This window comes from Tsuneonella suprasediminis, from assembly GCF_003605755.1.
GTDB lineage: Bacteria > Pseudomonadota > Alphaproteobacteria > Sphingomonadales > Sphingomonadaceae > Tsuneonella > Tsuneonella suprasediminis.
On the sequence record NZ_RAHJ01000018.1, the window covers coordinates 755,376 to 772,711 of the forward strand.

A 17,336-nucleotide genomic window follows, 5' to 3' on the forward strand; every position below is an offset into this window, starting at 1 on the left:
CCGGATGCCGCGCCATCGTTTCCACATCGCCGTGCCTGCACCCCGGCCGAGGGTAGCGGCGAGGGGTAGCGGTCAGGCGTTCCGGGCGATGCTCTGGTCCAGCGCGGCAATCTGTTTTCTCAGTCCGTCGATTGTGCCCTGTTGGGCATCCTTGAGCGTCCGATTGGCTTTCCATGCGGCACTGACCTTGGCGCTTGCCTGCTTTGCGCCCTCGTCGGCTCTTTGGAGGACCTCGGCCCACTGGTCGTCAGTCATGGAGTAATCTTCGCCATGCTGGTCATTCCACGCAGGCCAATGCACATCGCTCAGCGTATCGGTGAGGTCCTTGAGTGCCGCCTTAAGCGCGGTCTTTGCCGCCTCCACGGGCGCGTCCTCGGTGCCTTCGAGGGTGACAAGATACCAGTCTAAGGCTCCCTGAATCATCTGCTCCACGCCATGCGCGTCATGCTCGCCTATCTCGATGGGCTCGCCTACCGGGTCGCTCGTCACCCGCTGCGCAGTCCACAGTGGTTCGTCTATCGACTTGGCGACCCGCGCGGCGCGCTCCTCGGCCTCGCGCAGACGAATGGCGAGCGTTTCCCGATGCATTATCCGGGTCTGGAGATTGCTGTCTTTCAGTTGTCGCCAAACGGGAGCTCCGGCGTACCAAGCCGCGCCGATTGCCGCTGCGCCAGTAATAAGCGTCTGGTAGTTGTAAATGAAGTTGCCCGCTGCCGCGAAGAACGCCGCAAACAGATGTGGAGCGGTAGCTACCATCGTGATCCCCCAATGCCCCCCGGAGCCTGCCCTCTCAACGGGCCGGGCCGCCCGCCGCCGCTCCATCTTTTCCGTGACCGCCGTATGGCGGTGAGAAAGGGGGTAGCGGCACGGGGTAGCGCGCTGTCTTAAGCCGAAGCCTTCTTGTAGCCGATCTTCTTGAGGAATTCAGGCCAGCCATAATACCGATCGGCTCCCGGTCGGGGCTCCACGCCGTGCTTTTCGAGCGCCGCAAGTATGTCCACGTCTGGGCCGTGCTTCTCTTCGTCCGCAGTCAGCTCCATCTTAGAGAAGCCCGATGACATATACTCCCGGAAACTCACCGTGAGTAAACGATCAGGTGGGGGGTCGCGGTGGGTCCATCCAGCAAAGTCAATCTTGCTGCTACCTCGGACCCAGCCGTTCGGCGTGAGGTGCATTTCGTCAATTTCGTCACTTGCCGACATTTTGCTTGCTTCTCCCTGAGGCCGACATTGTCGACCCGAGCATTAAATGTGTGATCAGGCGCGTGATTTTCAACCTGCTGAGTTTCTCATCAACGCCCCGCCGTTCGTTCCGTTGGCCCCGCCAGCTATCGTTCGGCCATGAAGCTGACCGACCGCCGCAAGAGGGCCTTTCTCAAGGAATTGGAGCTGCACGGCATTGCGACCCGGGCCGCCCGCGCCGCCAGCCCCCGCGCGTCCAGCCGGTACGGCGCAATCCAGACCTTCAAGGACGAGCGGGCGCGTGACCCCGAGTTCGCCCGACAATGGGACGAAGCGATGCAGTCGGCCGAGGCCAGCATCGAGCACGAGATTTACCGCCGCGCGCAGGAAGGCTGGGACGAGCCAATCTATGGGGGGCGTCACCGTGAGCGCATCGTCGGCACGGTCCGCAAATACAGCGACCGCCTGCTCGAGCTGCGCGCCAAGGCCCTGCTGCCCGCGTACCGTGAAATCTCGTCGGTGTCCGTCAATGGCCGCGTGACGCACAATCTCGATGCCGGTGTCTTGGGCGATGCCGTGGCGAAGGTCGCTGTGCAGATGGCCGAAGGCCTGCGGTCGCTGCCCGCCCCGGCCCGGATGATCGAAAATGAACCGCGATAGAGCCCTCGATGACCTCGCCTTCATGGTGGGTTGCCAGATGATGGGGCCGGACGGCCGCCGGGCGCTTCGCATGTCGCTGTTGATGGAGATGGGCGAGGAAGCCCCGGGCACCCCTGAGCTCGCCGTCCTGTGGCACGAGGACCGCCTGATGCGCGGGGAACGCGAGCCGGTGTCGGTCTATGACCGCTGGGTGCTGGCGCGCGCCCGGGACGCGGCCGAGCGACCCATCTTCGATGAACACTTCTGGCGAATGCGCCGTGTTGACCTCATTCGCGCGGGCTTCGACCGCAAGGAGGCCCGCGACGTGATCGCCGCCATCCGCCTGTCCTTGGGCCATGCGCCCGCCATCGAAAATGACGAAGGAGACGACAATGGGAATTTGGAACAGCAAGCGGCCTGACGGCCCGGAGCCGGAGGCAATCGCCCAACCGGACCGCCTGAGCGAGATCGCCACCGACAAGGCCGAGGCCGCTGCCCGCTTCTCGTCCGCTATCGCCGCCGCCGGGGAGGCGATGGTCGCGCTCTTCGATGCCGACCGGGCATTCCTCGCTGAGTACCGGCGCCGCCACGGCTCGGAGGCCTATTCGCCCTCCCGCATGATGCACCAATTTCGCGGCTCGCTGTTGGGCGAGCTCGAGCTGAATGCCCCGGACCTGCTCTCGCACCTGAATCAGCCGCGCCAGTCCCGGGCGCGGGCGGAGACGGTCGCATCGTTGATAGCCCGGCAGGTCGAGAATGACCTCTCCTCCGTGCCGCAACCTCAGCCGAAGGAACCATCACAATGACTGTACCCAAGAAGCAAATCATCCGGTCGATGACCGTTGACGAGATTTCGACCGTGGACGTGCCCGCACAGAAGGGCGCCACCGCCGTCCTGCTCAAGAACGGCGCCACCCCCATCCGCAAGAACGCTGCCGAAGTGGCGGCCGGGACGGCGGAGCCGCTGTATAAGGCGGCCGAGTACGGGGACGCGATGATGGCGCGCGCCGGGGAGATCGCCGTGGAGAAGGGCTGTACGCCCGGACAGGCGCTCCTCGACCACTCCGGCACCGATAGCGTGCTGATCGAGCTGGCCTGTGCCGAGCGCTCGGCCGAGATCGCCTTCCGCAAGGTCCGCACCGATGCGGTCTATGATTCGAGCCCACAGTGGAGCTGACCCCGGAGGCGGCCCGCAACGGCTATCTCGCCCTGTTCGATGACCGGACCCGGGAGGCGCACCTGGCCGCGCTGATCGACGCCCGAATCAACGAACCGAGCCGCTGGCCCACCGTCGCAATCGTCCGCAAGATCGCACGGCTGTTCGAGGTCCCGGCGGCCGAGCTCGGTGCCTTCTTTGGGCTGTTGTGCCAGCCGGGCGCCCGGGGCGGGGTATGGGTGGACGTGATCCGCTCGCCCGACACGGCCGAGCTGGTCTCGGTCGAGGCCCTGTCCCGGCGGCAGCTCGTCTCCTTGGGCATGATGCGGACGATGGTGGCTGGCTGACCGATGGGGTGGCCGAGCTATCTCCCGTCGCCCAACCGGCGCCGCGATGTGCACGGGGAGCCGGAGCCGATGCAGACCCGGCCGTGCCTGCGTTGCCGCAAGCCCTTCGAGAGCGAGGGCGCGCATAATCGGCTCTGCCGTCCGTGCACAAACAGGGCGGGGGAGACGAGCCCCTTTGCACTATAGTTGAACCAATCGAGAACAATACTGGCGAACACCTTTGACTCTCAGGTGTTTCCGAGTCAGCTATTTGTTCATGTTCAGCAAGTTCGTCATTCGCAATGTGGGGGTATTGCGTGCGTTCGACACGCCGGGGTCCCCAAAGCTCTCGCAGCTCACGCTGTTCTATGGAGGGAACGGGAGGGGAAAATCGACCCTGACCTCAGTCCTCCGGGCGGCCCGGGATGGTTGCTCAAACACTGTCCTCGCTCGCCAATCTTTGGGCAATGGTGGCGCCGCGCCGGATGTCACCCTCATCGCTGACGCCGGGAATATCCGCTTCGAGAATGGCAAGTGGAAGTCAAAGAGCGCGCCAATCGAGGTGTTCGACACCACCTTCATTGCCGACAACATCTATGCGGGCGAGCTGACCGAGCTGGCCCATGATCGCGGTCTCTTCACAGTCATCATCGGCAAGGACGGCGTGCGGCTGGCAACCCACCTCGAGCACTTCAACGAGATCAACCGCAAGACGGCTGCGGAATTGAAGGCGGCCGAAACGGCCCTTGCCGAGGACAAGCCCGCCGACATGGGGCTGGACGAGTTCTTCGCGCTGGCGCCCAACCCCGATTACGACAAGCGCCTCGAGGATGCCGAGCGCGCTGTGAAAGCGGTCCAGCAGGCGGACAAGATCGCTGCCCTAAAGCAGCTCGAGGAGCTGCCCGTCCCCGCTCTCCCGGCCGGGATGGCCGCCGCCCTCGCTAGCACCGTCGCTGACATTGATACCTCGGCTCGGGACCGCTTGCTCGAGCACTTCACCCGCTTCCACCTCGACAAGAAGGCCGAGGAGTGGATCGGCTACGGCTTGGACCACATCCACGATGATTCCTGCCCCTTCTGTGGGCGCGAGGACGTGGATCAGGCGGGCATGGTCACGCTGTATGGGCAAATCTTCGGGGACACCTACAAGGCCCATCTAGCGACGGTCCGGGAGCTCGGGGTCGAGGTCGATAGTGCGTTGGGCGAGGACACCCGCACCGGCCTGACTGCCAAGGTCGAGACGAATGCCGAGGCGGCCCGCAAATGGGGCGAATACGTCCGGCTGGATAAGCCACTCCCGGAGATGGCCGAGCTCGGTCCCGTGATCGCGGACGCCCACAAAGCGGCCAAGTCGCTGTGCGATAAGAAGCGCGCGTCCCCGTTGGACAAGCTCGAGGCCGAGGCGGAGCTCTCTGAGATCGCCGCCAAGATCACGGCCGCAAATGACCTCATCAATGCATACAACGAGGCCGTTGTCGCCATCAATGACGCCACTGCGAAGGTCTCGACCGCCACGCCGACCAACTTGGCGGTCGCACAGGCGACCCGCGACAACGTGAAGAAGCGCATCGCCCGGCATGATGCGGGGGTACAGAAGCGGGTCGATGCCTACTTCCGAGCCAAGAAGCGGGACGCGCGGACGCGCAAGACCCGGACCTACATCCAGAAGAAGCTCAAGGACGTGAACGAGGCCTCGGCCGCGCAGTACCACAGCCGCGTGAATCACTACCTCGGCCGCTTCGGCGCCAGCTTCACCATCTCGAAGATCACCAACAGTATGCAGGGCAACTCGGGCCAAGTGGACTACGGGTTGCTCATTAAGGGCGAGACCGTCGCGCGCGGACGGGGGCGGCAGGCGGACGCCATCCCCTCATTCCGCAACACGCTGTCGGCCGGGGACAAGACCACGCTCGCCTTCGCCTTCTTCCTCGCCATGCTCGACAGCGACACAGGCCTCGCCGGGAAGACAGTGGTGGTCGATGACCCGCTAAGCAGCCACGACAGCCATCGCCGGTATATGACGGTCGAGGTCATCAAGGAGCTGTGCGGCCGCTGCCGCCAGATGATCGTGCTGTCCCACGACGAGCACTTGCTCCTCGACATCGAGGCCCGTTGCGCGGGCACCCCATGCACGGCCTTCAAGATCGACTTCGCCACCGGGGGCCAATGGTCGGAGGCCTCGGTCGTGGACTTGGACCTCCTTTGTCGGGCTCGGCACATCGAGATGATTGACGAGCTGACCGCCTACGTTGATCGGAACGAGGGCGATCATGCCAAGGTGGCCCTCACGGTGCGCCGGGTCCTCGAGACTCACTACAGGCGATACCGGGCTTATTTCACCCCCGATCAAAACCTCGGCTCCATCGTCAAGGCGATTGCGAGCGAGGGATCGTCGCACCCCTGCCATCGGGACCTCACTCAGCTCGACCGCTGCAACAATGCGACGTGTGACGACCATCACGGCGAGAATGCCAACACGGGAAGCGCCCGCACGCTCGGCCCCGACGAGGTGAAGGTGATCGCCACCGACGCACTCGAGCTCATCGGCGCGCGGCGGCCCGCTTCGAGCTCGCATGCCTCGGCTGGGGCCGCTGCGACGGCCGCTCCTGTGTCGTGAAATCTCGAGGGGTAGCGAGAGATACGCTACCCCGAGAATACCCCGGTGTGGAATGGTGGGACCATCTTTCCAGCTAAGTGCCTGAAAAGATGGTGGGCGCGGCAGGGATTGAACCTGCGACCCCACCCGTGTGAAGGGTGTGCTCTACCGCTGAGCTACGCGCCCATCTCGTTCGCGAAGCGGCGCCTTTGCCATCACCCTGCGGCGATGGCAAGAGGCGATCCGCGTTCGGTCTGTCTCAATCTATCAATGCGGCCAGCGTTGCCAGCCAGCGCGCCATAGGGCGCGATTCGCGCGGCTGCACCGCTGGCGCGCATTCGAGGCAATAGGCCTGCATTCCCTGCGCGCGCATCAGCCGCTCCAGATCGCTGCTGACTTGCGCCAGTTGCGCTTGCTGGCGGCCTGCCATCACGGCGACCATGTCCGGGCCGGTCGCAACGGCTGCGCGGCCGTGGGAGTCGCCGCCCTGAACGATCCGCTTAATGATCGTGTCGTAGCGGGTCTGTTCCTTGCCAAGATATTGTGCGTGCCAGTCGCCATCCTTCAGCTTCGCCTGTTTGGCGACCCATTCGAGTGCATCGGGCAGGCCGCCGAACTGATCGACCAGCCCGATCTGGCGCGCGGTTCCGCCATCCCACACACGCCCTTGCGCGATCTTGTCGACCGCCTCGGTCGACATCTTGCGCGATTGTGCCACGCGGGTGAGGAACTGACGGTATCCGTTTTCGATGCCCGATTGCATGATCGCTTCGATTTCGGGATTGAACCCGCCGATCAGATCGGGTTGCCCGCTGAGCGGAGTGGTCTGCACACCATCTGAATGAACGCCATGGTCGGCCAGCGCTTTCTCGAATGTCGGGACGACAGCGAAAATGCCGATCGATCCGGTGATCGTAGTGGGTTCGGCAAATATCCGGTCGCCCGGTGTCGATACCCAGTATCCCCCACTGGCGGCGAGGTTGCCCATAGACACTGCCACCGGGATACCCTGCGCCTTCAGGCGAAGGATCGCGCGGCGAATTTCCTCGCTGGCCATAACCGAGCCACCGGGTGAATCGACCCGCACCACCAGCCCGGCCAGATCGTCGTCGAGTGCATCGTTCAGCAGGCCTGCAATACGGTCGCCCCCGGCAATGCCCGGTCCGGCATCGCCATCGACGATTTCGCCTGCGATGGTAATCACGCCAATCGGCTTGCCCGGCGTTTCCGGTGCATTATCCGCCAGCCAGGGATCGAGATCGACACTGGCAAATGCACCCGGATCCTTGTCCCACGGATCTTCGCCCACGATCTTGGCGACGCGTTGGCCGAATTCGACCCGGTCGCCCAGCTTGTCGACCAACCCGGCATCGAGTGCGGCCTTGGCAAAATCGCCGTTGGCAGCCTGCACCCATGCCGTGGGGTCTTTGGTGATCTGGTCGATCTTTGCCTTGGGCCGTGCCTTGGTGACATCGGCCTTCCATTCGCTCCACAGCGATCCGTAGAGCTGGGTGTAATTCTCGCGCGCCGGTTCCGACATGTCGGACCGGAGATAAGGTTCGACCGCGCTTTTATAGGTGCCGACCTTGAACACATGCGGATCGACTTTGAAGCGCTTCAGAAGGTCGCCGTAATACAGATGTTTGCCACCCGGCCCGGCAGCGACAGCGCCACCCATCGGATCGGCCCACACCTCGCTGGCATGGGCAGCGAGCATCACGCCATCGTCGGTATAGACCGTGGCGAAAGTCAGCACGGGTTTCTTCGCGGCGCGCACCCGGTCGAGTGCGGCACCCACGGTTTCCATCGCGACCTGACCGCCGCCCATGAAGCGCGACATATCGATCACCACTGCCTTGATCCGATCGTCGTCAGCCGCGGTATCGAGTGCGTGGACCAGATCCTGCACGTCGAATTCGCCCGCAGGCGCTTCGCCTGAAAGCAGGACGGAAAAAGGATCGATGGCCGATTTTTCTTCGACGATGGAACCGTCGAGATCGAGCATCAGTGCCCCTTCGCGAACATGGCCGGGGTTGGGCCGCGCTGTCAGGACCATATAGAGAGCGGTGAAAAACAGCAGGAGGAAAACCAGCGAAAGCCCGTCTTTGATGGCGACGAGCAGGTGCCAGACCTTGCGGGCAAACGACATATGCGGATTATTCCCCTGAATACAGTATTGCGTGCGGCCAGCCTATCGGTTCGATGGCGTGGGCGCCAGTGTGAAACCGCTTGACCGGCTGACCTCACTCGACCAAGGGCATGACTTCAATGACATCGGCGGAAAAATCTTCGGTAGCTGGCGTTCCAGCGGGCCGTTACCCGGCGGGCGCACTGGCGTTTCCGCATCGCGACCTCGTGGCGATCGGGCGGCTGGAACGGCATGAAATCCTCTATCTGCTCGACGAAGCGGAACAGTGGGTGGCGATGAACCGTGGTGCTGACAAGCACACCGACTTGCTGGCCGGGCTTACGGTTATCAACGCCTTCTTCGAAAACTCCACCCGCACGCTGCTGAGCTTCGAGATCGCTGGCAAGCGACTTGGGGCGGACGTGGTCAATATGCATGCCGCGCAGTCGAGCGTGAAGAAGGGCGAAACGCTGATCGATACCGCGATCACGCTGAATGCGATGCGGGCCGATGCCATCGTCATTCGCCACGGCAGTTCGGGCGCGGTCGAGCTGATTGCCGAACAGGTTGATTGCCCCGTTCTCAATGCCGGGGACGGGCAGCATGAACATCCGACGCAGGCGCTGCTCGATGCACTGGCGCTGCGCCACGCTTTGCGTGACCGGGGGCACGCGGCCGACGATTTCACCGGGCTGACGGTAACGATCTGCGGCGATGTGCTGCACAGCCGGGTCGCCCGGTCGAACATCCTGTCGATGCAGGCGATGGGGGCCAGTGTGCGGGTCTGCGCGCCGCCGTCGCTGATGCCGGCCCATGTCGATGCGATGGGGGTGGAGATATTCCACGATTTCGACGCGGCACTGGCCGGAGCGGACGTAGTGATGATGCTCCGCCTGCAAAACGAACGGATGAGCGGCCAGTTCATCCCCAGCCCACGCGAATACCGGCACCTCTATGGGTTGAGCAAAGCGCGGCTGGAGCTGGCCGCGCCCGATGCATTGGTGATGCATCCCGGCCCGATGAACCGCGGGATCGAAATCGATAGCGATGTGGCCGATATGGCAGACCGCTCGATCATCACCCGGCAGGTGGAAATGGGTGTGGCGATCCGCATGGCCTGCCTCGACGTGCTGACGCGCCGCCGACGCGGGGTTGCCGGGTGGGGAGACGCGGCATGAAGCAGGCGCGACCTCTCACGATTACCGGCGGCAGGCTGGTCACTCCCGATGGCGTGTGTGACGGTGCGCTGCGGCTGGCCGATGGCATTATTGCCGGGTTCGAAGGGCCGCACGATGGCGACGATATTGTCGATGCCAAGGGGGCGCTGGTTATCCCCGGTCTGGTCGATCTGGGGGTGTTCGCCATCGACAAGGGGGCGTTCCATTTCGGCGGGATTACCCGTGCCGCGCTGATGCCCGATCAGAACCCGCCGCTCGATTATCCGGCGCGGGTCAACTTTATCGCCAAAAGCGGGAAGCCCGATATGTGGGTTCATCCACTGGCAGCGGCGACCGCAGGGCTGGCGGGTGCGGAACTGGCTGAAATTGCTTTGATGCGCGAAGCGGGCGCGGTCGCCGTGGCGACGGGGCGGCGTTGGATCGCGGATTCGGGTGTGATGCTGCGCCTGCTGCAATATGCCGCGATGCTCGACATGGTGGTGGTTAGCCACGCCGAAGATGGCGGCCTGACGGGCAAGGCAGTGGCCACTGCCGGCGAAATCGCCACGCGGCTGGGTCTGCCTGCTGCGCCGTCTCAGGCAGAAGCGCTGGCGGTGGCGCGCGATATTGCGCTGGCCGAACTGGCCGGGGCGCGGCTGCATATCCGCCAGATGACGACACGTGCTGCCCTCGATCTGGTGCGCGCTGCGAAGGCGCGCGGGGTTGCGGTAACTGCGGGCGTCACTCCGGCGCATTTCATGCTGTCTGACCTCGCGACGATGGATTTCCGCACCTTTGCCCGTCTGTCGCCCCCGCTCCGCTGCGAGGACGATCGCCATGCCGTGCGGGAGGCGCTGGCCGATGGTACGATAGATGTCATTTCCAGCGGCCACGATCCGCGTGGCCCGGAGGACAAGCGCCTGCCGTTTGCCGATGCCGAACCGGGGATGGCCGGAGCTGAAACGCTGCTGGCGATGGCGCTGACGCTGGTGCGCGACGGGATCGTCGATCTGCCGCGCGCGGTCGAATTGCTGGCGACCAACCCGGCGCGCATCCTTGGCGTGAAAGCGGGCGCACTGGCCGCCGGATACGAAGCTGACATCGCGCTGGTCGATCCCGAACGCCCGTGGATCATCGACCGCCGCAAAATGGCCGCCAGTGCTGGCAACACCCCGTTCGACGGGCAACCGACGCAAGGCCGGGTCACCGCGCTTTACAAAGGCGGCGTCGCAGTCGGCTGAAACGAAACCGGCCCCTCCCGGTCGATTAGCGGGAGAGGCCGATCTTCGGTGGTCTGTTGAATGGTGGGTTTAGCGACTGGCCATGCGAATGCCGTTGTTTACTGCGCCGGGCAGCGGTTTACCCTGGGCCCATTTGAAGCAACCCTGTCCGCGCGCTTTCATGGTGGAGCACATGCTGTTGGCGCCTGCGCTGGCAAAGCCGCCTGCCGATACGCGGTAGTAGTGCTTGCCCCGGATTTTCGCTTCGGTGATGACCATGTCGTAGTTCGCCAGTTCGGGATAGCGCTTGGCATAGACACCCCATGCGCGGCGCGCCCCTTGCTTGCTCAGGAACGAGCCGAGCTGGATCAGGTGATTGCCGTTGCCCAGTTTGGCGGTGCGGCTGGCGATGCGTTCCGCCTCCGACTTGGGTGCGACCGCGCCGTATCGCGCCGGGGCGCGCTGCACCACCGGCCTGGATGCGAAGGCGATGGCCGATTCCATCATCTGCGGTGCGCTGGCCCCGGTGGGGGTTGGCGTTGAAAAGGCCGTTTCGAACGTGCGCGGCCGGGTCGGCTGCGGTTCCGCGACGGCGAGCGCCGGGGCCGGTTGCGCGGCAGCGGCGCTTGCCTGAGCAACCGGAGCTGCCGGCGCCGATGCCTGTGCAACAGAAGCGGCCGGGGCAGCGCGCGGAGTTGCCGCTGTCCGGTTCAGTGCAGGCAGTTCACCGCCGTTGTGTGCGAGCACGGGAGCAGGCGCCATCTGCGGTTCGGGCGCGGCATAGGCGGTGGCTTCTGCGGCAAGCTGTTCGGCGTTCGGGTGATTGCCCAGCGCCAGCTGTATCGGCTGACCCGGATCGGCCGCATCGGCTTTGGTGCCGAGCAGCGTGGCCACCCGGGTATTGGCATCTTCCGGGCGCGCCATCTGGGCCCATTTGGTCATCCGGGCGTTGAGCTGATCGCCGGGAACATCCTGCCCCGCCATCAGGCGCGCGGCCTGCCAGTTACCGGCCAGAGCATAGGCATAGGCGAGGTTCTGGCGGGTTTTCGGCGTGTTGTCGCCCGAACGGATTGCATTGGCAAGGATCTGAACCCCCTGATTCGGATCGCCTGCCAGTGCCATTGCCAGACCCAGATCGGTGGCCGGAATACTGTCGCGCCAGTCGATCAGCACGGCGCGCGCGCTCTGCTGTTGCCCGGCGGCAGATGCGGCGAGGGCATAGCTGAGCGCCGTGCGCGGGCTGGTATCGCCCAGCTTCATGGCGTCATCGAAACTGGTCATAGCCGAAGCGAAGCGGCCCGCTTCGAGATAGGCAGAGCCGAGCGTGGCGCGATATGCGGGATTACGCCCATCGGCCAGAACAGCCGCTTCGGCATGTTCGATGGCCTTGTCTGCCTTGCCTTTCTTCAGCGCGAGTTCGGCCTGGCTGGCCGAAAGATCGGCGCGCGGCGCGGCTTTCGTCGTGCAGCCGGCGAGCGCCATCGAGGCGAGCGCGGTTCCGGCGACAAGAGCCATCGTGCGAGAAGTGCGGTTGATGCGGATCATGGTATTATCCCCTTGGGTAACCCTGTCAGCGATGCTTGACTTGAGCAGCAAGTGTTTCGATTTCGGGCATTTTCGCGATCAATGTATCAAGTGCTTCGGTCACGAGTTGCTGCGCGCTGCAATTGTTGATCGTGCTCGCCAGCTTCAGTTTCAGATGGCGTTCGGCATCCAGTCGCAAGGTGAAGGCGACGCGTTTGCCCGGCTTGTGTCCCTTGGTGTCGGTATGGCGGGTGGCAGCAACAGCGCGGGCCAGTTCGGCCTGCTGTTCCACCACAAACGGACGACGCACGTCGCTGGCAGGATCGTTGAGCTGGCGTTCGGCGGCGCGATCGTTGGCCTGTGCTTCGGCCTCGGCATCTGGATTGTGCGGGGCCGGGGTGAGATAGATCGGTTCGGCGGGCGCGGGCGCAAATTCCTCACCCATGTCGTTCCAGCCAAGATCTTCCAGCGTTTCGTCGTTACCGGAGAACGTGGACGGTGCGACGTGCGGCATCGACGCTATCATCGCGTGCTGTGGCCGCATAGCCGGTTTCGCGCCGCCCTTGCGAGCGAGCAGCGAGGGGCTGAGCGAGGCGAAATTTGCGTCGGCCATGTGTGGCGGTCCCTTCCGTGCGCGTTACTGGGCAACGCGGCGGCCGAAGCCACCTTGCACACGATTGATGCCCGGAATGGCCGACAGCGAATTGGGTGCGGCGAAGATTGTACGGCGAAAATTCTTTTCCAGCCGGTCGGAGACGTAATTCCACAAGGCGGTGACTTCCGCGGCGGAGCGCCCTTCGGGATCGACTTCCATCACAGTGCGCCCATCGATCATCGATGCGGCGAAATCGGTGCGATGATGCAATGTGACCGGTGCGACTGTGCCGTGCTGGCTGAGCGCGACGGCGGCTTCGGATGTGATCCGGGCCTTTGGTGTGGCGGCATTGACCACGAAAATCAGCGGCTTGCCAGCGCGTTCGCACAGATCGACAGTGGCACCGACAGCGCGCAAATCGTGGGGGCTGGGGCGGGTCGGGACGACGATCAGCTCAGCCACCGAAATCACCGATTGAATCGCCATCGTGATCGCGGGCGGGGTATCGATCACCGCCAGTTTGAAACCCTGCTGACGCAGAATTTGCAGATCGGATGCGAGGCGGGCGACCGTTGTCTGGGCAAAGGCCGGATATTCCGCCTCCCGTTCGTTCCACCAGTCGGCCAGCGAGCCTTGCGGATCGATATCGATGAGCACGACCGGGCCTGCACCGGCGCGTTGCGCCTGTACCGCGAGGTGTCCCGACAGGGTGGTCTTGCCCGATCCCCCCTTTTGCGAAGCCAATGCCAGAACACGCAAGGCTGTTCCCCCTGAATTGCCATTTGCCAAGGCGCACTGCACGCCTTCCACACAGGGAGATCGCACTTCACCCCTAATATTGAGTTAACGCCGGGGCGGCACACGGCATGCGTTACTAGGGTAATTCCCTCCTATGATGTGAAAACGCGGGTGGTAGAAACCTTTTGCTAACGCGCTGTTCACTATGCCAGTCTCTCAAACGGACGGGCAACGCGCATCAAAGGGGGCGCATCCGCAATGAAGCCGATCTGGCATTATACACTTTTCGCAATGGCCGGGCTGTCGCTTTTGGCCGCCCGCCCGGCATGGGCCGATGTAAAGGCCGGGGTCGATGCGTGGTCTGCGGGCGATTATGCGCGGGCTGTCGCTGAATGGCGCGGGCCTGCGGCGAAAGGCGATCCCGATGCGATCTTCAACATGGCGCAGGCCTATCGCCTTGGGCGCGGTGTCGCGGTCGATCTTAAAAAGGCGCAGGCGCTGTATGCCGAAGCCGCCGCGAAAGGGCATCTCAAGGCTGCCGATAACTATGGCTTGCTGCTGTTTCAGGATGGCAAACGTCGGGAAGCCATGCCGTATATCGAAGCGGCCGCCGGTCGCGGCGATCCGCGGGCGCAGTATCTGCTGGGCATCGCGCATTTCAACGGCGATCTTGCCCCCAAGGACTGGGAACGTGCCTATGCCTTGCTAACGCTGGCTAACGGTGCGGGGTTGCCGCAGGCCAGGCCGGCGTTGCAGCAGATGGACGAATATGTCCCGCTGGCGCAGCGTCAGGCGGCGCAATCGCTGGTTATTCAGATGCGGCAGGATGCCGATGCCACCCGTGCCAGCCAGATGGCAGCCGCCGATCTGGCGGCCGACGTTCCTGCCGAAACACAGGTCGCCAGTGCAGCGCCTTCGGTCCTGCCGCGTCAACGCCCGCCCGAACCGGTGGAGAGTGTGGCAGTGCCGCCATCGCGGCCTGAGGTGCCCGCTGTGACAGAAGCGCAGGCGGCGGTTGCAGAAGCGATGCGCGCCACCGGCACGGAAAGCCCCGCGCGCGCCGGAGCGGACTTTGCCATGCACAGCCCGCCCGCTGCGCCGAAACCGGTGACGCGCGCGATACGCCGGCGAGAGGAAGCCGCACCGCCATCTGCGCCCGCACCCAAGCCGGGCGTGCAGCAGAATGGCCCGTGGAAAGTACAACTGGGGGCGTTCTCCGTCGCCGCCAATGCGGACAAGCTGTGGTCGCGCATCGGTGGCCGCGGTGTGCTGTCCGGCAAAGCCAAATTCGCTGTGCCCGCTGGCCGTTTGACACGGTTATTGGCCGGTGGCTGGCCGACAAGCGCCGCCGCGCAATCCGCATGTAACGCGCTGAAGGCGGCAGGGCAGGGGTGCATTGTCACCCGCTGATATCGATCAGAGCTATTCTCTCCGCGCGATAACCTGATACGTGCAGCGCTGAGGCGCGGAGAGAGCATGGCAGACGATATTTCCGCAGCGGATATTCCCCTTCCGGCATCGGACACGGCATCCGGCGCGCAACAACCCGGCGCCTATTCACGTCTGGAAAGCCTCGACTTCACCCGTGGGGTCGCGGTGATGGGTATCCTTGCGGCCAATATAGTCGGCTTCGGTCAGCCATTTCTGGCCTATACTTGGCCTGGCGGGTTTGCGACACCGCTCCACGCCTATGACAACTGGCTGTGGCTGGTCCAGTTCGTGCTGATCGACGGGAAAATGCGCGGGCTGTTCACGCTGCTTTTCGGGGCCGGGCTGGTGCTGTTCATGGACCGTGCCGAGCGGCGCGGCGACAGCGGATGGCGGCAGGTGCGCCGTCTGGCGGGCCTGATGCTGTTCGGTCTGGCGCATTATTTCCTGCTCTGGCGCGGGGATATTCTCACAGCCTATGCGGCTTGCGGGATTGTTGCGCTGCTGTTCCTCCGCTTAAGGGCAGAGGCGCTACTGGCTGTCGGGCTGATCGGCTATTCCGCCGGTGCGCTGGTCTATAGCGCGCAATTCGGTGCGTTGTGGGCAGATTGGGCGCCGGGTGGGATATCGCTCAGCGCCGAGCTGGAAGAATTGCTGGCGCAGGAGCGTGCCGACGGGGCCGCCGAAATGCTGATCGCGCGCAATGGCAGCTATTTCGAATATGTCGAACATGCCGTGCACGCCCACGCCAGCGAATGGTTGCTGGCAATCGTGCAAGTGTGGCTGGAAACACTGCCGCTGATGCTGATTGGAATGGCGCTCTACCGTTTCGGTCTGTTCGACGGCTCTGTCGAGCGGCGCACTCAGCTGCGCTGGGGATGGATCGGCGTGGCGACAGGCTCGCTGGCAACCGCTGCGCTGGGCCTGTGGGTGGTGCGCGACGGGCTGAGTTACAGCGGATCGCTGTTTGCGTTCCTCGGCCCCTCGGCATTTACCCGCCTGCCGGTGGTGGTGGGGCTGGCCGCTCTGCTGGCGGTGGCCGGGCAGCACGTGCATGGCCGCTTGGGGCGGCGGACTATCGCGGCGGGGCGGATGGCGTTTTCCAACTACATCGGCACATCGCTAGCGATGCTGTTCGTGTTTCAGCCGCCGGGCCTGCGATTGTTTGGCCAGCTGAACCGCGTGGAACTGTACGTAGTCGTGCTGTTTGGGTGCGGGGCTATGCTCGCGTGGTCGAAATGGTGGCTCGCTCGCTTTAACTACGGACCTCTCGAATGGGTCTGGCGATGCATGACTTATGGCCGCCGATTTCCTCTGAAACGCCACTAGGGCTTGCTATTGCGATTTACTCGCATTAGCTTACGAATCGTCACATGGGAGAACTTCGTGTACACCTGCATCTGCAATGCCATCCGTGAATGCGACCTGCGCCGCGCTGCGCGGCGGTGCGGCGGCGATGCCGAACAAGTCTATGCCGAGCTGGGCAAGCGGCCCCAATGCGGCCATTGCCTGGACGAGGCAGAGGAAATCCTGTTCGAAGAGCGTGCCCCGGCTCTGGGCGCTATGTCTTCGGGATTTGCTACAGGACAGTCGCAGCTTGCCCGCTCCGCCTCCTGACGTCTAAGCTGTCGGTAACGCAGCACAGGAGACAGCGATGAAGGGTGACGAGAAGGTCATCGAGTTCCTCAACAAGGCACTGACAAACGAACTGACCGCAATCAATCAGTACTGGCTGCACTATCGTGTGCTGGCCGACTGGGGCGTGACGAAGCTTGCAGAATACGAACGCCACGAATCCATCGACGAAATGAAACACGCCGATGTTCTGGCCGAGCGTATCCTGTTTCTGCAGGGCCTGCCGAATTTTCAGGCGATCCACAGGCTGAAAGTCGGTGAAACGGTAGAGGAAATCCTGCGGGCCGATCTCGCCGTGGAAATGGAAGCAATTCCTCTGCTCAAGGAGGCGATCGCCCATTGCGAAACCGTGCGCGACTATACCAGTCGTGAGATATTTGAACGAATTCTGGAAAGCGAGGAAGATCACGTCGACTTTCTCGAAACTCAGTTCGACATGATCGAGCGGATGGGCTTGCTGAATTACGTGCAATTACAAAGCAAGTCGGCTGGAAGCGATTGAAATTACGGGTGTCGGGCGCGTGCGATTTAGCGCGCCCGGGCCCAATGCCATATGCCCTTGGGCGTCGGCCGTGATGTGTCACTCCGCACACTTTGGCCAAGACCGGAATTGCCAGTTAGTTCAGCTATATCGATTGGCTCGAAGGCGCGAATACCAGCGCGCGACCGGCTGTTCCAGACCACTTCGCCTTGCATATTCCATCCTCGATGCCGAAGTTCAACGATTGAGCCGACTTCGGGTGGAGACTGCGTTTTGATCATCAAACCCGATGTCGATACATTGGCGATCGATGCATCGGCCCAGTCATTGTTGCGACGAATCTTCGCCTTGATGAAGGCGGCCTTTCGTGGAGCTCTGTTGGCATTTCTGCTCATCGGATCACTGTTTTTTGCGACGTGTGGATGACCGTATGGGGGTTGGTCTAAATTTGGATCCAAGGCGGGGCTGGGGAAAATACTATATTTCAGTGTCCTGATGCCGAGACTGAGCATGTTCTGCGACGTGGTCTATT

At 63.4% G+C, this 17,336-nt stretch carries 19 protein-coding genes and 1 tRNA gene; 12 read left to right on the plus strand and 8 right to left on the minus strand.

The genetic code is table 11. The annotated features are described in order from the left end of the window. Window positions 1–72: 72 nt before the first annotated feature. Both D6858_RS09540 and D6858_RS09545 read right to left on the minus strand, forming a co-directional pair. The gene (locus D6858_RS09540) at window positions 73–756 is read right to left on the minus strand and encodes a hypothetical protein (protein ID WP_133305271.1); all 684 of its coding nucleotides are present in this window, start codon (window positions 754–756) and stop codon (window positions 73–75) included. 128 nt (window positions 757–884) lie between these two features. After that, on the minus strand, window positions 885–1,202 hold the full coding sequence (locus D6858_RS09545; RefSeq protein ID WP_120109375.1) for a hypothetical protein: 318 nt from the start codon (window positions 1,200–1,202) through the stop codon (window positions 885–887). Window positions 1,203–1,340: 138 nt separating this feature from the next. On the opposite strand from D6858_RS09545, the gene D6858_RS09550 reads away from it, so the two are divergent. The 6 genes from D6858_RS09550 to D6858_RS09575 all read left to right on the plus strand — a co-directional run bounded on the left by D6858_RS09550 (window position 1,341) and on the right by D6858_RS09575 (window position 5,919). Beyond that, entirely contained in the window at window positions 1,341–1,841 is a 501-nt protein-coding gene (locus D6858_RS09550) for a hypothetical protein (protein WP_120109378.1), read from the plus strand. Continuing rightward, window positions 1,828–2,241 carry a P-loop NTPase family protein gene (locus tag D6858_RS09555; protein ID WP_133305272.1) on the plus strand — a complete coding sequence of 138 codons (414 nt, stop codon included), beginning with the start codon at window positions 1,828–1,830 and terminating at the stop codon, window positions 2,239–2,241. The genes D6858_RS09550 and D6858_RS09555 overlap by 14 nt, the downstream gene beginning before the upstream one ends. Beyond that, complete coding sequence (locus tag D6858_RS09560) at window positions 2,213–2,626, plus strand: hypothetical protein (protein WP_120109384.1); 414 nt, start codon at window positions 2,213–2,215, stop codon at window positions 2,624–2,626. The genes D6858_RS09555 and D6858_RS09560 overlap by 29 nt, the downstream gene beginning before the upstream one ends. Further along, complete coding sequence (locus tag D6858_RS09565) at window positions 2,623–2,997, plus strand: hypothetical protein (protein WP_120109387.1); 375 nt, start codon at window positions 2,623–2,625, stop codon at window positions 2,995–2,997. Before D6858_RS09560 ends, D6858_RS09565 begins: the two co-directional genes overlap by 4 nt. Further along, a complete protein-coding gene (locus D6858_RS09570; RefSeq protein ID WP_120109390.1) occupies window positions 2,988–3,323 on the plus strand; it encodes a hypothetical protein in 336 nt (111 codons plus the stop codon). Before D6858_RS09565 ends, D6858_RS09570 begins: the two co-directional genes overlap by 10 nt. A 256-nt stretch (window positions 3,324–3,579) precedes the next feature. Next, window positions 3,580–5,919: an AAA family ATPase gene (locus D6858_RS09575; RefSeq protein ID WP_120109392.1), complete on the plus strand. Its 2,340-nt coding sequence runs from the start codon at window positions 3,580–3,582 to the stop codon at window positions 5,917–5,919. 90 nt (window positions 5,920–6,009) lie between these two features. Here the strand turns inward: D6858_RS09575 and D6858_RS09580 are convergent. Together D6858_RS09580 and sppA are read right to left on the minus strand one after the other, a co-directional pair. Then, window positions 6,010–6,084, minus strand: a tRNA-Val gene (locus D6858_RS09580). 73 nt (window positions 6,085–6,157) lie between these two features. Continuing rightward, entirely contained in the window at window positions 6,158–8,047 is a 1,890-nt protein-coding gene (sppA, locus tag D6858_RS09585; RefSeq protein WP_120109394.1) for a signal peptide peptidase SppA, read from the minus strand. Between the two features lie 110 nt (window positions 8,048–8,157). Here sppA and D6858_RS09590 point away from each other — a divergent pair, with 110 nt between their 5' ends. Both D6858_RS09590 and D6858_RS09595 read left to right on the plus strand, forming a co-directional pair. Next, window positions 8,158–9,204: an aspartate carbamoyltransferase catalytic subunit gene (locus D6858_RS09590; protein ID WP_205664909.1), complete on the plus strand. Its 1,047-nt coding sequence runs from the start codon at window positions 8,158–8,160 to the stop codon at window positions 9,202–9,204. Continuing rightward, window positions 9,201–10,424, plus strand: coding sequence for a dihydroorotase (locus D6858_RS09595; RefSeq protein ID WP_120109398.1), 1,224 nt, complete (start codon window positions 9,201–9,203; stop codon window positions 10,422–10,424). The genes D6858_RS09590 and D6858_RS09595 overlap by 4 nt, the downstream gene beginning before the upstream one ends. A 69-nt stretch (window positions 10,425–10,493) precedes the next feature. Here D6858_RS09595 and D6858_RS09600 read toward each other — a convergent pair whose 3' ends face one another. From D6858_RS09600 to D6858_RS09610, 3 genes are read right to left on the minus strand one after another with little or no spacing between them, the layout of a single operon-like run. Next, the gene (locus D6858_RS09600) at window positions 10,494–11,948 is read right to left on the minus strand and encodes an SPOR domain-containing protein (RefSeq protein WP_120109401.1); all 1,455 of its coding nucleotides are present in this window, start codon (window positions 11,946–11,948) and stop codon (window positions 10,494–10,496) included. Window positions 11,949–11,973: 25 nt separating this feature from the next. Further along, window positions 11,974–12,540 (minus strand): hypothetical protein, encoded by a 567-nt coding sequence (locus tag D6858_RS09605; protein ID WP_120109404.1) that lies wholly within the window; start codon window positions 12,538–12,540, stop codon window positions 11,974–11,976. 24 nt (window positions 12,541–12,564) lie between these two features. Then, window positions 12,565–13,281, minus strand: coding sequence for a ParA family protein (locus D6858_RS09610; RefSeq protein ID WP_120109406.1), 717 nt, complete (start codon window positions 13,279–13,281; stop codon window positions 12,565–12,567). 237 nt (window positions 13,282–13,518) lie between these two features. Here D6858_RS09610 and D6858_RS09615 point away from each other — a divergent pair, with 237 nt between their 5' ends. The 4 genes from D6858_RS09615 to bfr all read left to right on the plus strand — a co-directional run bounded on the left by D6858_RS09615 (window position 13,519) and on the right by bfr (window position 16,825). Next, window positions 13,519–14,670 carry an SPOR domain-containing protein gene (locus D6858_RS09615; protein WP_120109409.1) on the plus strand — a complete coding sequence of 384 codons (1,152 nt, stop codon included), beginning with the start codon at window positions 13,519–13,521 and terminating at the stop codon, window positions 14,668–14,670. A gap of 66 nt (window positions 14,671–14,736) precedes the next feature. Continuing rightward, window positions 14,737–16,017, plus strand: coding sequence for a DUF418 domain-containing protein (locus D6858_RS09620; protein ID WP_120109411.1), 1,281 nt, complete (start codon window positions 14,737–14,739; stop codon window positions 16,015–16,017). A 57-nt stretch (window positions 16,018–16,074) separates the two neighbouring features. Further along, window positions 16,075–16,305: a (2Fe-2S)-binding protein gene (locus D6858_RS09625; RefSeq protein WP_120109415.1), complete on the plus strand. Its 231-nt coding sequence runs from the start codon at window positions 16,075–16,077 to the stop codon at window positions 16,303–16,305. A 37-nt stretch (window positions 16,306–16,342) separates the two neighbouring features. Further along, the gene (gene bfr, locus D6858_RS09630) at window positions 16,343–16,825 is read left to right on the plus strand and encodes a bacterioferritin (RefSeq protein WP_120109417.1); all 483 of its coding nucleotides are present in this window, start codon (window positions 16,343–16,345) and stop codon (window positions 16,823–16,825) included. 26 nt (window positions 16,826–16,851) lie between these two features. Here bfr and D6858_RS16330 read toward each other — a convergent pair whose 3' ends face one another. Further along, the gene (locus tag D6858_RS16330; protein WP_120109420.1) at window positions 16,852–17,316 is read right to left on the minus strand and encodes a PilZ domain-containing protein; all 465 of its coding nucleotides are present in this window, start codon (window positions 17,314–17,316) and stop codon (window positions 16,852–16,854) included. Between the last annotated feature and the right edge of the window lie 20 nt (window positions 17,317–17,336).

Bases quoted from the DNA above. Each gene is read 5' to 3' on its own strand.
- D6858_RS09540 (WP_133305271.1), bottom strand. From the start codon at position 756: ATGGTAGCTACCGCTCCACATCTGTTTGCGGCGTTCTTCGCGGCAGCG.
- D6858_RS09545 (WP_120109375.1), bottom strand. From the start codon at position 1,202: ATGTCGGCAAGTGACGAAATTGACGAAATGCACCTCACGCCGAACGGC.
- D6858_RS09550 (WP_120109378.1), top strand. From the start codon at position 1,341: ATGAAGCTGACCGACCGCCGCAAGAGGGCCTTTCTCAAGGAATTGGAG.
- D6858_RS09555 (WP_133305272.1), top strand. From the start codon at position 1,828: ATGAACCGCGATAGAGCCCTCGATGACCTCGCCTTCATGGTGGGTTGC.
- D6858_RS09560 (WP_120109384.1), top strand. From the start codon at position 2,213: ATGGGAATTTGGAACAGCAAGCGGCCTGACGGCCCGGAGCCGGAGGCA.
- D6858_RS09565 (WP_120109387.1), top strand. From the start codon at position 2,623: ATGACTGTACCCAAGAAGCAAATCATCCGGTCGATGACCGTTGACGAG.
- D6858_RS09575 (WP_120109392.1), top strand. From the start codon at position 3,580: ATGTTCAGCAAGTTCGTCATTCGCAATGTGGGGGTATTGCGTGCGTTC.
- sppA (WP_120109394.1), bottom strand. From the start codon at position 8,047: ATGTCGTTTGCCCGCAAGGTCTGGCACCTGCTCGTCGCCATCAAAGAC.
- D6858_RS09590 (WP_205664909.1), top strand. From the start codon at position 8,158: ATGACTTCAATGACATCGGCGGAAAAATCTTCGGTAGCTGGCGTTCCA.
- D6858_RS09595 (WP_120109398.1), top strand. From the start codon at position 9,201: ATGAAGCAGGCGCGACCTCTCACGATTACCGGCGGCAGGCTGGTCACT.
- D6858_RS09600 (WP_120109401.1), bottom strand. From the start codon at position 11,948: ATGATCCGCATCAACCGCACTTCTCGCACGATGGCTCTTGTCGCCGGA.
- D6858_RS09605 (WP_120109404.1), bottom strand. From the start codon at position 12,540: ATGGCCGACGCAAATTTCGCCTCGCTCAGCCCCTCGCTGCTCGCTCGC.
- D6858_RS09615 (WP_120109409.1), top strand. From the start codon at position 13,519: ATGAAGCCGATCTGGCATTATACACTTTTCGCAATGGCCGGGCTGTCG.
- D6858_RS09620 (WP_120109411.1), top strand. From the start codon at position 14,737: ATGGCAGACGATATTTCCGCAGCGGATATTCCCCTTCCGGCATCGGAC.
- bfr (WP_120109417.1), top strand. From the start codon at position 16,343: ATGAAGGGTGACGAGAAGGTCATCGAGTTCCTCAACAAGGCACTGACA.
- D6858_RS16330 (WP_120109420.1), bottom strand. From the start codon at position 17,316: ATGCTCAGTCTCGGCATCAGGACACTGAAATATAGTATTTTCCCCAGC.